At 39.3% G+C, this 13,762-nt stretch carries 13 protein-coding genes; 3 read left to right on the top strand and 10 right to left on the bottom strand.

Annotated elements, in window-relative coordinates; all coding sequences use genetic code 11:
• Window positions 1-97: 97 nt before the first annotated feature.
• A complete protein-coding gene (locus ACQKN2_RS03530) occupies window positions 98-1,567 on the top strand; it encodes an aminotransferase class I/II-fold pyridoxal phosphate-dependent enzyme (protein ID WP_427413719.1) in 1,470 nt (489 codons plus the stop codon).
• A 201-nt stretch (window positions 1,568-1,768) separates the two neighbouring features.
• On the opposite strand, the gene ACQKN2_RS03525 is transcribed toward ACQKN2_RS03530, so the two are convergent.
• On the bottom strand, window positions 1,769-2,137 hold the full coding sequence (locus ACQKN2_RS03525; RefSeq protein WP_427413718.1) for a helix-turn-helix transcriptional regulator: 369 nt from the start codon (window positions 2,135-2,137) through the stop codon (window positions 1,769-1,771).
• 486 nt (window positions 2,138-2,623) lie between these two features.
• On the opposite strand from ACQKN2_RS03525, the gene ACQKN2_RS03520 reads away from it, so the two are divergent.
• The gene (locus ACQKN2_RS03520; RefSeq protein ID WP_427413748.1) at window positions 2,624-3,220 is read left to right on the top strand and encodes a class I SAM-dependent methyltransferase; all 597 of its coding nucleotides are present in this window, start codon (window positions 2,624-2,626) and stop codon (window positions 3,218-3,220) included.
• 34 nt (window positions 3,221-3,254) lie between these two features.
• Here ACQKN2_RS03520 and ACQKN2_RS03515 read toward each other — a convergent pair whose 3' ends face one another.
• The 7 genes from ACQKN2_RS03515 to pdhA all read right to left on the bottom strand — a co-directional run bounded on the left by ACQKN2_RS03515 (window position 3,255) and on the right by pdhA (window position 10,784).
• Window positions 3,255-3,932, bottom strand: a complete 678-nt coding sequence (locus ACQKN2_RS03515) for an LrgB family protein (protein ID WP_427413717.1) — start codon at window positions 3,930-3,932, stop codon at window positions 3,255-3,257.
• The gene (locus ACQKN2_RS03510; protein ID WP_427413716.1) at window positions 3,925-4,368 is read right to left on the bottom strand and encodes a CidA/LrgA family protein; all 444 of its coding nucleotides are present in this window, start codon (window positions 4,366-4,368) and stop codon (window positions 3,925-3,927) included. Before ACQKN2_RS03510 ends, ACQKN2_RS03515 begins: the two co-directional genes overlap by 8 nt.
• Window positions 4,369-4,854: 486 nt before the next feature.
• Window positions 4,855-5,637, bottom strand: coding sequence for an SDR family NAD(P)-dependent oxidoreductase (locus ACQKN2_RS03505; protein WP_427413715.1), 783 nt, complete (start codon window positions 5,635-5,637; stop codon window positions 4,855-4,857).
• A 241-nt stretch (window positions 5,638-5,878) separates the two neighbouring features.
• Window positions 5,879-7,294: a dihydrolipoyl dehydrogenase gene (lpdA, locus tag ACQKN2_RS03500; RefSeq protein ID WP_053483451.1), complete on the bottom strand. Its 1,416-nt coding sequence runs from the start codon at window positions 7,292-7,294 to the stop codon at window positions 5,879-5,881.
• A gap of 5 nt (window positions 7,295-7,299) precedes the next feature.
• Window positions 7,300-8,640, bottom strand: a complete 1,341-nt coding sequence (locus ACQKN2_RS03495) for a dihydrolipoamide acetyltransferase family protein (protein ID WP_427413714.1) — start codon at window positions 8,638-8,640, stop codon at window positions 7,300-7,302.
• Between the two features lie 47 nt (window positions 8,641-8,687).
• The gene (locus tag ACQKN2_RS03490; RefSeq protein WP_079559704.1) at window positions 8,688-9,665 is read right to left on the bottom strand and encodes an alpha-ketoacid dehydrogenase subunit beta; all 978 of its coding nucleotides are present in this window, start codon (window positions 9,663-9,665) and stop codon (window positions 8,688-8,690) included.
• 3 nt (window positions 9,666-9,668) lie between these two features.
• On the bottom strand, window positions 9,669-10,784 hold the full coding sequence (gene pdhA / locus ACQKN2_RS03485) for a pyruvate dehydrogenase (acetyl-transferring) E1 component subunit alpha (protein ID WP_427413713.1): 1,116 nt from the start codon (window positions 10,782-10,784) through the stop codon (window positions 9,669-9,671).
• Window positions 10,785-11,178: 394 nt separating this feature from the next.
• Between pdhA and def the strand changes: the two genes are divergently transcribed.
• Window positions 11,179-11,736, top strand: coding sequence for a peptide deformylase (gene def, locus ACQKN2_RS03480; RefSeq protein ID WP_427413712.1), 558 nt, complete (start codon window positions 11,179-11,181; stop codon window positions 11,734-11,736).
• A gap of 125 nt (window positions 11,737-11,861) precedes the next feature.
• Here def and phnX read toward each other — a convergent pair whose 3' ends face one another.
• The gene (gene phnX, locus ACQKN2_RS03475) at window positions 11,862-12,668 is read right to left on the bottom strand and encodes a phosphonoacetaldehyde hydrolase (RefSeq protein WP_427413711.1); all 807 of its coding nucleotides are present in this window, start codon (window positions 12,666-12,668) and stop codon (window positions 11,862-11,864) included.
• Window positions 12,668-13,759 carry a 2-aminoethylphosphonate--pyruvate transaminase gene (phnW, locus tag ACQKN2_RS03470; protein ID WP_427413710.1) on the bottom strand — a complete coding sequence of 364 codons (1,092 nt, stop codon included), beginning with the start codon at window positions 13,757-13,759 and terminating at the stop codon, window positions 12,668-12,670. The genes phnX and phnW overlap by 1 nt, the downstream gene beginning before the upstream one ends.
• Window positions 13,760-13,762: the final 3 nt, after the last annotated feature.

Genomic DNA, 13,762 nt, shown 5'->3' with positions numbered 1-13,762 from the left:
TATTTTTATTTTTTTCTGCAAAGTCTGTTTTTTCGTGCAATTAGGTGCTATAATTCATTTGTTTTGTTAGATATTAAAAAGTGAGGTGGTACCTGCGTTGTCACAACTAGAGACTCCATTGTTCGACGTATTACTAAAACATCGGAACAGACACCCTATTCAGTTCCATATTCCAGGCCATAAGAAAGGTCAAGGTATGGATCCTGCGTTCCGAGAATTCGTCGGCGACAACGTTTTATCAATTGATTTAATTAATATTGCTCCACTAGACGATTTACATTCACCAAAGGGCGCTATTAAAGAAGCACAAGCTCTTGCTGCTCATGCCTTTGGTGCTGATCATACATTCTTTTCCATTCAAGGTACTAGTGGCGCCATCATGGCGATGATTCTGACCGTCGTCGGTCCAGGTGATAAAATTCTAGTACCACGGAATGTTCATAAATCCATTATGTCGGCGATTGTTTTCGCTGGAGCAATCCCGATTTTTATTCATCCTGAAGTAGATAGTGAATACGGTATTTCTCATGGAATATCGCCTGAAGCTGTTGAAAAAGCTTTGAATGCTTATCCAGATACAAAAGCGGTACTTGTTATTAATCCAACGTACTTCGGCTTCTCAGCAGACTTAAAGCGTATTGTAGAAATAGTCCATAGTCGCGATATTCCGGTAGTTGTCGATGAAGCACATGGTGTACACATTAAATTTCATGATGATCTCCCATACTCCGCAATGGAGGCTGGGGCAGATATGGCTGCAACAAGCGTACATAAGCTTGGTGGTTCTATGACCCAAACGTCTATTTTAAATGTTCGTGAAGGACTTGTTTCTGCAAAACGTGTACAAGCTATCCTGTCGATGCTAACAACGACATCGACATCTTATCCATTACTTGCTTCCCTTGACACAGCACGACGTCAGCTAGCAATCCATGGTTATGATTTAATTGGTGATGCACTTCGCCTAGCAAAGGATGCACGTAAACGCATTAACCAAATTCCACATTTAAAATGTGCTGGTAAAGAAAAATTAAATTCATCAGCAACTTATGATATGGATCCTTTAAAGCTACTAATAAGTGTTAAAGATTTAGGCATCTCTGGTCATCAAGCTGAAGAATGGCTTCGTCACAATGCAAATATTGAAGTAGAATTATCGGACCTATACAATATTTTATGTTTAGTGACATTAGGTGATACGAAAAAGGAAATTAATCTCCTCATCAATGCCCTTAGTCGTATGTCAAAAGCATTTGATTCAGAAGCTGCTATTACTGAAACAATGGTCAATGTACCGGATATTCCTGCACTTGCCATGTCACCACGTGATGCATTTTATGCAGATACTGAAATTGTCCCTCTTGCAGAAGCGGATAATTGTATTTGTGCAGAATTCGTTATGGTATATCCCCCAGGTATTCCGATTTTTATTCCCGGGGAAATAATTACACAAGAGAATATTCGTTATATTCAAATGAATATTGAAGCTGGTTTACCTGTACAAGGACCAGAAGATACAACATTAAAAACGATCCGCGTCATAAAAGAACGTAAACCTATTATTTAATGGAGAAAGCTACCTCAGAAAGAGGTAGCTTTTTTTCTCGAATCAATTATGCCTCGGCATAATTGCGTCCGGAATCGGCTTTGTGCTTAGGCCTGCACAAGGGCCGACACGATGTCGGTCATTTCGGTAATGCCACAGGACGTGGCGTTCTTAGAGTGAGTTCCTATATTCAGCGGGTGTTTAGACACCCACCGAAAGAAGTTAATAATGGTAATAGAACCAAGAAGAGATCATACCAAGCATAGGGAAAACGAGCCACCAATACCTCCACAAAAAATCACCAACAGTTTTGTGATCGGATTTATTTGAATCAGGGGCTGAAACTGGGATTGGGGCTGGGGCTGGGGCTGGGGCTTCTAGTTTATGGTATTTTTCTTCACCTGTAATAAGCTGATCTAATGAAACTTTATATAAATCACTTAACATTCTTAAATTATCAATATCAGGATAGCCCTTTCCTAACTCCCATTTTGAAACGGATTGTCTAGAAATATTTAAAAAGCGTGCGACATCATCCTGTGTATAATTATGTTGTTCTCTTAATTCCTTTAAACGGTTTTCTAGATTCATTGAACTTCACCTCCAACTTCTAGTATTTTGATCAAATAATAATGGATACCTACACTTTATTCTAGAAGTTGTTATTTGCTAATTCGCAACGCATAGTTGCGTTCATGAACGAAGCAAAATATTCGATTCTAGCGCTTACTTCACTTACAATATAATCAATTATGCCTCGGCATAATTGCGTCCAGAATCGGCTTTGTGCTTAGGCCTGCACGAGGGCCGACACGATGTCGGTCATTTCGGTAATGCCACAGGACGTGGCGTTTTTACCGATGCAGGTCAGTTAGCCGTTATCGCATGGATGCGATGATCTTAGGCTAACATCCTATATTGAACACCTTTCCGATTCAGTGACATCCGCCGGAGGCTTTGGGCCAACGTGATGTTGGTCATTCAGTCATCGCCACAGGACGTGGCGTTCTTAGACTGAGTTCCTATATTCAGCGGATGTTTGGAAATCCGCTGAAAGAACTTAAAAGGAGTGATGAGATGAATACATGGGATCAGCGATTCAACACAATCGAATATGTATATGGTGAGCAACCAAATGCTTTTATAGAAGACTATGTTCACTACTTAAAAGATTATACAAACGTGGCTGCATACGCAGAAGGTGAAGGTCGAAATGCAGTATTTTTAGCTATACAGGGCCATATAGTAACTGCCTTTGATTATGCTGAAAGCGGTCTTGAAAAAACAAATCAGCTTGCGGAAAAACATAATGTTGCAGTTCATACAAAGCTTACTGACTTACTTCAGGATGAACTACCAATCGAAACGTTTGATGCTGCTATTATGGTGTTTGGACATTTTCCGGCTGAGCAGCAACAAGAAGTGTTTAAGAAGATTGTCGATTCCGTAAAGTCTGGTGGTCGTGTTATCATGGAACTTTATTCAATTTATCAACTACCCTACGCCTCAGGTGGCCCAAGACAGCTTGATTTTTTATATGATCCATTAGATATTCTAAAATGGTGTCAGCCTTATAAAATCATTCATTTTTTCACAGGTGAACAAGTGCGAAATGAAGGTAAGCTCCACACAGGCCTTGCTCATACCATTCAGTTTATTATCGAAAAAAGTTAAAAAAAGCTATATACAGATTCTGTATATAGCTTTTTCACAAGAATAAATAAACAAATAATGGACATAAAAATGCGCCAATAATTGCAGTTAAGGCCATAGATAACGAGCCTACTGATAATTCTTGTTCTCCGTATTCTCTTAATTTAACAAGTCCAACACCGTGTGAAGCGCTACCTATCGCAACACCTCTACTAACGGCGGAGTCAATTTTACCGTATTTAATGACTAATGGCCCTATAATAGCGCCTACAAACCCTGCCAGCATGACAAGAACAGCTGTTAAAGGTGGAATGCCACCAATTGTCTCACTCACCTGCATACCTACAGGTGTCGTTAACGATTTAGGCAAGGCCGTCAGCAACCAGCTTTTATTAACACCAATCCATTTCAGCATAACAAATATTGTCACTAAACCTGTAATCATAGCAATAAAAATACCTGACAAAATTGCATATTTATATTTCATAATAATCTTACGCTGATTATAGAGAGGATAAGCAAGTGCTACAACTGCTGGACCTAGCATTTTTTGAAGCCATTTCCCTCCCTCCATATAAGTAGAATATGGGATATTAAATACTAATAACATAACTGCACTGACGATAGTTGTCGTCACTAGCGGAATCATTAAAGGATGAGGGAAACGTTGATAAAGTTTTGTAAATAATACGAATAACACAACGGTGCCAACGACAACAATAATTTCAATCAACCGTTAATTCCCCCTTTCCTTCCTCTACAATGGTTTCTGTTTCTTTTTTAGTCAGCTCTTTTTTCTCGACAATTTGACTAAGTAATCCCGTAACATAAATAGAGATTAGCGTACTTGCTATAACGGCTAGCATAATCAATAGACCCGTTGTTGAAACAAGTTCAGGGTAGTCAATCACTCCTACTGTTGCAGGAATGAAAAACAAGGTTAATACGCCAATTAAAAAGCCTGCTCCATCTTGAATGTATTCTACTTTAATTATTTTAAAATGGAGTGAAAGTGCTAATAATAGTAATCCAATTACACTTCCCGGAAGAGGTACATGTAGTAATGCAACAATACCGACGCCCATGTAATAAAAAATATTGAGTATCCCAATCTGAACAATAATTCGAACAACTTTCTTTAACATCGCAGCAAAATTCTCGTTCAACATTTCGCCACATTTCACCCCCCATTACGTTTATTCTACAACTGCAGGAATTTTCTGTCTATTATAATTTTAGAAAAACAATAGAAAAAAAGGATAACTCCAAAATACTTTGAGCTATCCTTTTTCTATATATAAGATAAAGAGGTTGTCTAAAACTGTTCTACATTCATTCGTTAGACATCAGTAAATTAGGTCATCACCACAACGTGTGGTTGATTTCCGCTCCGGCTGGGCGCTTTCCTGTGGGCGTCCGATGAGCCGCTTCACTCGCGTGGCTCGCTCCAGGGTCTCGGGCCAACACGATGTTGGTCACGAAGGCGTTATCACAGGATGTGATGGTTTTAGCCTTCGTTCCCCTATCGCTAATCCCCAAGGAGTCGCCCAGCCTCCACTCCAATCAACTAATTTACAAAGTAAACGTTTTAACAAATGTCATCCACAACTTTTGATGATGGGCCTTAAATATTCCTTTTCTCAAAAAATATTATTCTATAATGCATGTCCTGAACCGCCATCAATGTTTACAGAAGTTCCTGACACATAACTAGCTGCATCAGATACTAAAAAAGTAATGACATTTGCCGCTTCTTGAGTATCCCCTACGCGACCAAGTGGAATTGCTTGACCTACCTTGCGAGAATACTGGTCCCACGATAGCTCTGGTTCTGCCTCTTTCCAATTCTTCTCTATTTGGTCACTACGAATAAGCCCAATACAAACAGAGTTCACACGAATATTATCTTTACCTAAGTCTTTGCTCATAGCTTTCGTTAATGCCAGACCTGCCGCACGACTTACAGTAGTAGGAAGTGAGCTTGCTGGTGGTGTTTTAGCCATTACCGCAGTCACATTAATTATTGCACCGCCACCAACCTTACGTAAATGAGGTACAGCATATTTTGAGCAATTGACAGCACCAAACACTTTTAAATCTAAATCAGCCTGCCATAGCTCACTACTAACCGATTCAAATGGATTTGCTGAAGCTGTACCAGCATTATTAATAAGAATATCAAGGCGACCAAAATGCTCTACTGCTCGTTCAATTAAGTACTTACAATCCTTTTCCTTTGTAATATCCGTCGGTACAATTAAAACGTCTTCACCTGTTTCGTTTTTAATACAGCCAGCAGCCACTTGAAGCTGTTTTTCACCACGAGCACAAAGTACAACCTTCGCTCCCTCTTTCACAAGTTGCATCGCTGTATAATAACCAATTCCCTTACTTGAACCTGTAATAACTGCTACTTTCCCCTTTAAGCCTAGTTCCATTTTTTTCACCCCAGTTTTTTGTTCAACTTCCCTTGTTTCATAGACATCGTTACCATTCCCGGACATCTAGCGGTCAATTACTAGATCCATTGGACACTAAGTCTATCCGGTATTTAATATATTCCCAATTGAATACTATTTTTCGAATATTCATTCGATATAATTACTTTATCAAAATTACAAGTAATATACAAAAAACGGCTACAAAGCAAATGCTTTATAGCCGTCTTCATGAACATTATTATTTTTTTGCTACAATATGGATTGGGTTGCCAAGTAATACTTCAGCAGCTTCCATTGTAATTTCACCTAATGTTGGGTGAGCATGGATTGTTAACGCGATATCTTCAGCAGTCATACCGCCTTCAATTGCTAAGCCCATTTCAGCGATCATATCTGATGCACCAGCACCTACGATTTGAGCACCGATTAATAAGCCATCTTCTTTACGAGCAACAAGCTTCACGAAACCTTCTGTTTGGTTTAATGCAAGTGCACGACCATTTGCTGCGAATGGGAATTTCGCTGCAGTGTATTCAATGCCTTCAGCTTTCGCTTCATCTTCATTATAACCAACTGTTGCCATTTCTGGATCTGTGAAGCATACAGCAGGAATTGCTAAATAATCAACGATTGATTTTTCACCAGCGATTGCTTCAGCAGCAACTTTACCTTCGTAAGATGCTTTATGAGCAAGCTGAGGACCAGCTACAATATCACCAATTGCATAGATGTTTGGAATATTTGTACGGCATTGTTTGTCAACATTGATAAGACCACGTTCACCGAATTCAACACCGATTTCAGCAAGGCCCATTTCATCTGTATTTGGACGACGACCTACAGTTACTAATACATAGTCAGCTTCAACTTTTTTCTCTTCTCCGCCAACTTCATACGTTACTACTACGCCGTTTTCTGTTTCTTCAACGCCTTTTGCAGATGCGTTTACTTCCATTTCAACGCCTTTCTTCTTAAGGCCTTTTTTCACGATTTGTGTCATTTGTTTTTCGAAGCCAGCTAAGATATCTTTTCCGCCTTCGATAATTGTTACTTGTGAGCCAAGGTTAGCATAAGCTGAGCCTAACTCTGTACCAATATAACCTCCACCGATAACGACTAATTTACCTGGTACTTCTTGTAAAGAAAGTGCGCCAGTAGAATTTAGTACGCGATCAGAGAATTTAAATGTTGGAATTTCAACTGGGCGAGAACCCGTTGCGATAATTACATTGTTAAATGTGTAAGTTTGAGCAGATTCACCATTGATGATACGCACTGAATGAGCGTCAACGAAATAAGCTTCACCTTGTACAATTTCAACTTTATTACCTTTAAGTAAGCCTTCAACACCGCCAGTTAATTTTTTAACAACGCTGTCTTTAAATGCTTGTGCTTTTGAGAAGTCTAATTTCACATCAGAAGCGATGATACCCATGTCATCTGAATGTTTAGCATGCTCAAAACGGTGACCTACTGAAATTAATGCTTTTGATGGGATACAACCTACGTTTAAGCACACACCACCAAGTACATTTTTTTCAACGATTGTTACTTTTTGGCCAGTTTGAGCTGCACGAATTGCTGCTACATATCCTCCAGGACCTGAACCAATGACAAGAGTATCTGTTTCGATTGGAAAATCTCCTACTACCATTTTTGTTACGCCTCCATTAATAATAATTCTGGTTCACTTAACAAACGCTTTAAGTGATTTAAAGCATTTTGCGCAGTGGCTCCATCAATCATACGATGATCAAAGCTCAATGATAATGCTAACACAGGTGCGGCTACAATTTCACCATTTTTTATTACAGGTTTTTCTGAAATTCGACCAATACCTAGTATCGCTACTTCAGGATGATTAATTACCGGAGTAAACCATTGTCCTCCTGCAGAGCCGATATTCGTAATCGACATCGAAGCGCCCTTCATTTCATGTGGTGCAAGCTTGCCTTCACGTGCTTTAGTCGCTAATTCATTAATTTCATTTGATACTGCAAAAACAGATTTACGATCCGCGTGCTTAATAACCGGTACTAGTAAGCCTTTTTCTGTATCTGCTGCAATACCAATATTGTAATAATGCTTCTGAATAATTTCTTGTGTTGCATCATCTAATGAGCGGTTAAATTCTGGGAATTCGCGTAAAGTTGAAATAAGCGCTTTAACTACGTATGGTAAATACGTTAATTTAACACCTTTTTCAGCAGCGATATCTTTGAATTTTTTGCGATGTGCTACTAGAGCTGTTACATCGACTTCATCCATTAGTGTAACATGTGGAGCCGTTTGTTTCGAGTGAACCATCGCTTTTGCAATCGCTTTTCGAATGCCCGACATTTTCTCACGTGTTTCTGGGAAATCACCTTCAAGGACTACTGGTGCTACTTGTGTAGTAGTTTCTTGCTGCACAGCTTCTTCATTAGCCACTGGTGCTGCTTCAGCCTCTACAGCGCCTCCACCTTTTAGGAAATTCTCAATATCTAGTTTTAAAATACGTCCATTTTTGCCTGTACCTTTAACTTCACGAATATTTACATCATTGTCTCGTGCAAATTTACGTACTGAAGGCATTGCAATGATACGCTTATTATCTTCAGCTACAACAACAGCTTCAGTCTTTTCAGAAGTTTTCTCTGGAGCCTGCGCCTCTTCAACAGGTGCCTTTACTACTTCCTTGCCATACTCAGCTGTCGCTTGAACTTGAGCCTCTGTTTTCGCTTCAGCATGGTCATCACCTTTTAGCTTTAAGTCTTCATAGCCAGGTGCATCAAAGCGGATTAAGACATCACCAACAACTGCTACTGTGCCTTCTCCTACTAAAACTTCCTCTACTGTCCCTTCAACTGGAGAAGGAATCTCTACTACTGCTTTATCATTTTGTACTTCACAAAGAATATCGTCTTCTTTTACTGTATCTCCAGCTTTAACGAACCATTTAACGATTTCGCCTTCGTGAATACCCTCGCCAATATCCGGTAATCTAAATTCAAATGCCATGTGTACCCATCCTTTCTATTTGCTGTCCTTCAAGTTTAGAAGTTACATTAGAATGTTAAAACTTTTTTCGCTGTTTCCATTACATCTTTATAGTTCGGTAACCAAACACCTTCAGCTTGTGGGAATGGGTACACAGTATCTGGTGCAGCTACACGAAGTACAGGTGCTTCTAAACTTAAAATCGCGCGCTCTGTAATTTCAGCCACTACGTTTGCAGCAATACCTGCTTGTTTTTGAGCCTCTTGTACAACGATGGCACGACCTGTTTTTTCAACTGACGCAATAATTGTTTCAATATCAATTGGTTGGATTGTACGTAAATCAATTACTTCTACAGAGTGACCTTCTTTTTCTAGCTCTTCAGCTGCCTTTAAGCTTTCGTGAACCATTAAACCATAGGCAATAATTGTTAAATCTTTACCTTCACGTTTTACATCCGCCTTACCTAGTGGAATTTCGTATGCTTCCTCAGGTACCTCTTCACGGAATGAACGATATAATTTTAAATGCTCTAAGAAAATGACTGGGTTATCATTTCGAATAGATGAAATAAGTAAACCTTTAGCATCGTATGGTGTTGATGGGACAACAACCGTTAAACCTGGCTGTGCTGTCATTAAGCTTTCTAAGCTATCAGAGTGCATTTCAGGTGTATGCACGCCACCACCAAACGGAGAACGGATTGTTACTGGTGCATTATAAACACCACCGCTACGATAGCTCATACGTGCTAATTGACCACTGATTGAGTCCATTACTTCATATACGAAGCCGAAGAACTGGATTTCAGGAACCGGACGGAAACCTTGTAGAGAAAGACCTACTGCTAAGCCACCTATACCTGATTCTGCTAACGGTGTATCAAATACACGGTCAACTCCAAATTCTTTTTGCAGGCCTTCAGTTGCGCGGAATACCCCACCGTTGACACCTACATCTTCTCCGAATACAAGAACGTTTTCATCATTCTTTAATTCTGTGCGAAGTGCATCTGTAATTGCTTGAATCATCGTCATTTGTGCCATAGGTTATTTCGACTCCTTCTCTTTGTAGATTTCATACTGTTCTTTTAAGTTAGATGGCATTTCGCCTTTATACATATTTTCCATTAATTCTGTTACTTTTTGTTTTGGAGCAGCATCGGCTTTTTTGATCGCTTCTTTAATTTCTTCTTTTGCACGCTCAATAACAGCCTCTTCTTTTTGCTCATCCCACAGACCTTTCGCCTCTAGGTATTTACGGAAGCGTACAAGAGGGTCTCTTTGTGACCATTCATTATCTGTATCCGATGTACGGTAACGCGTTGGGTCATCCCCTGCCATTGTATGAGGACCATAGCGATAGCACATTGTTTCGATTAAAGTTGGACCTTCGCCATTAACTGCGCGCTCACGTGCATCACGTGTTGCTACGTAAACTGCTAGCGGATCCATTCCATCTACTAAAATACTTGGCAAGCCTGCTGCTACACCTTTTTGAGCAATTGTTTTTGCAGCTGTTTGTAATTCACGCGGTGTTGAAATGGCAAATTGGTTATTTTGTACAATGAAGATTGCTGGTGATTTAAATGCACCCGCAAAGTTAATACCTTCATAGAAATCTCCTTGTGATGAACCACCATCACCTGTATAAGTTACTGCCACAGCCTTTTTACCACGTTTTTGAATACCAAGAGCCACACCTGCAGCTTGAATATATTGTGCACCGATAATGATTTGAGGTGCTAATACGTTTACGCCCTCAGGAACTTGGTTCCCCGCAAAATGACCGCGTGAGAATAAAAACGCTTTATCTAAAGGTAAACCATGCCATACGATTTGTGGTACATCACGGTAACCTGGTAAAATCCAATCTTCTTTTTCTAATGCAAAGTGTGACGCAAGTTGTGAAGCTTCTTGCCCAGCCGTTGGTGCATAGAAACCTAAGCGACCTTGACGGTTAAGAGAGATAGAACGTTGGTCTAAAATACGTGTATAAACCATACGTGTCATTAACTCAACTAGTTCCTCATTAGAAAGTTTTGGGTCTGCCTCTTCATTTATAATTTCGCCTTCTTCATTCAAAATTTGAAACATTTCAAATTTATCTTCGATTTCAGTTAGCGTTTGTTTAGCATCAAAAATATTATTGTTTTTCTTGCTCATTTGCCACATCTCCCTTTCAGCTGTATTAAAATAAATCACCGTTTCAACTAGTACAACTTATTCTTTGCACTCAGTATACTGAATAAAATACTGTCGGTCAATCATATATTACGCGTACAAACAAAGATTTTTTCTAAAATAACGATTAAACAACTCTGTTTCATACTGTACCACCAATTAATTATAACTGTATTATAACAACGTGTTATAGGTACTCAATTATTAAGTTCTCCTACACGATTACCAATAGTAGAATGCCCAGTTTCAGATAATCTAATAGCTATTGAAAAATTTTTTAAGTATATTCAAATAAGTTCTTTTTTCATGTGATTGTTTTAATACGTGATGTATACTTATAAATAAGGCACTACAAAGTTGAAAGGAAGATTCATATATGATTTTAATGGATGATATTATTCGCGAAGGTCATCCGACTTTACGCACAAAAGCTGAGGAGGTAAAATTCCCTTTAACTGATGAAGTAAGACAACTCGCAGAAGACATGCTTCAGTATTTAATAAACAGCCAAGATCCCGAAATGGCCGATAAATATAACCTACGTAGCGGCATTGGATTAGCTGCCAATCAAGTAAATAGCCTCCATCGAATGTTTGCCCTTCATTTAACAGATGAGAATGGCGAACAATTGAGTTTTGTAGCAATCAACCCAAAAATCGTTAGTCACTCAGTAGAAAACACGTACCTTGCAACGGGTGAGGGCTGTCTTTCTGTAGATCGCAATGTCCCAGGCTATGTACCGCGCCACGCTCGTGTTACAGTTAAATTTAAAACAATTGACGGTGAAGAGAAAAAAATGCGACTTAAAGGAATGCCTGCTATAGCCTTCCAACACGAATTAGACCACCTTAACGGCATTATGTTTTACGATCGCATCAATGAAAAAAATCCATTTGTTGAAATTCCAGATTCTACACCTTATGAGCGCGATTAGGAGCACAGAAAGAAAGCAAACCCCTGCAGTTATTTTAAACTGCGGGGTTTACTTTTTTTCGACCTCGTTATGAAATCCTATCTGACACTTTAACTTCGGGTTCAGTCTAATATCCGCCGGAGGCTTTAGGCCATTACGATTGCTCGTTCTAAACGCTCATTAATTTTTTCCAACAGCGCAGGGAGCTCTTTCATCGTACGAATCGTATAATGCGCACCTGTTTCTTTAAATATTCGTGCTGTTTTTTCAATAGCCAATTGCTGCTCTTCTTCAGACAAAGCCATATACTCTTCTTCAGATAGCCCCATTTCAGAGCTTCCAATAATAACACCAACAGCCCATACTCCTGCATTTAGAGCCTCTTGAATATCTGAAGTTGTATCACCAACCTTCATCACTTGCTTCGTTGCCTTAATACCCAATGCCTCCATATTTTTGAAAATCATATATGGGTATGGGCGTCCTTTATCTCCTATTTGAGTAGGCGTGACTAAAAAATCTGGTTCATATCCTTTAGCCGCTGCATGCGGAGTCACTACCTCCATCATCGAGTCTGTATATCCCGTCGTGGAACCGATACGAATACCCGCTTCTTTTAATTGCTGTATCGTTTCTTTCACATACTGAATTGGGTCAGTGTAAGTCGCTAATGATTCCATTAATTTCGATTCAAACTGCATATATAAAACGTGGACATCCTGTTCCGTAAAATCTCGTTCATACTTTTGGTTCCATGCCTCACGAATTCTTGGCATTTCAAGCATTGTACGAATATGATCAATTTTCAACATGCCCATCGGTTTACGCGCTTCCTCTAGCGTAACCTCGATTCCCGCATCTTCAAAAACTGTAAGAAAAACATTCACAGGAGCAAAGCAACCAAAATCAACAGTTGTACCTGCCCAATCTAAAATAACCGCTTCAATCTTCATTATTTAATCACCGCCATATAATTTTCGATAACCTTACATAATGTTTTCATATCATCTTCATGAATGTCTCCAATATTGCCAATTCGGAATGTATCCACATCCGTTAGTTTCCCCGGATAAATGACAAACCCTGCTTTTTTCATCGCATTATAGAAATGCTCGAAGGAGAACCCTTCATAAGGGAATAAAAACGTTGTAATAATAGGTGATTGTAACCCCTCTGAAATATAGGCATTAAACCCAAGTGCTTGCAATTGTGAACGAAGTATACGGTTATTATTCGCATATCGTTCGTAACGAGCATGTATTCCACCTTCTTCCGCAAGCTCCTCTAATGCCTTCGCAAAAGCTGCCACTACATGTGTAGGTGATGTAAAACGCCATTTCCCATCTAGTTTCATCGCTTCCCATTGATTATATAAATCTAATGCAACGCTTCTAGCTTGCCCTTTACACTTTTCTAATTCATCAATCTTCGCTATAACAAACCCAAACCCAGGTACTCCTTGGATACATTTATTGGCACTGCTAATTAAATAATCAATCCCTAATGCTGCTAAATCCATTGGTACGCCACCAAAGCTACTCATCGCGTCAACGATAAACGTTTTATCCAACCCTTTCACAACGCCTCCTATTTCTTGAATAGGATTTAAAATGCCAGTTGTCGTCTCACAATGTACAATAGCAACATGCGTTATTGTTGAATCATTTTCCAACAGCGCTTTCACTTCGAGTGGTGATGGCTGTTCATTATAAGGAACACTATAGACCGTATGCTGTAGTTTAAGCACTTTCGCCATTTCAACAATGCGTTCACCGTAAGCACCATTTGTGATAATAAGGACTTTATTTTCTTCTCCAATAGCAGTTGTTAACACAGATTCTACAACAAAACTACCACTTCCCTGCATAAGAACAGTTGTATAATCTGTTTCCTTCACTTGCGCTAACTCTAAAAGTTGCTTACGTATTGTTTGTGTAACATCTTTATAATCATCATCCCATGTGCAACGATCCTTTAACATCTCTTGTTTTACTGTTGCAGTTGTCGTTAAAGGTCCAGGCGTTAATAATTTATAGTTGTTCATAAA

This window comes from Lysinibacillus sp. NPDC093688, assembly GCF_050280145.1.
GTDB lineage: Bacteria > Bacillota > Bacilli > Bacillales_A > Planococcaceae > Lysinibacillus > Lysinibacillus xylanilyticus_B.
Note: the sequence above shows the minus strand (reverse complement) of the source record. Positions and strands in the feature narration are given on the sequence as shown.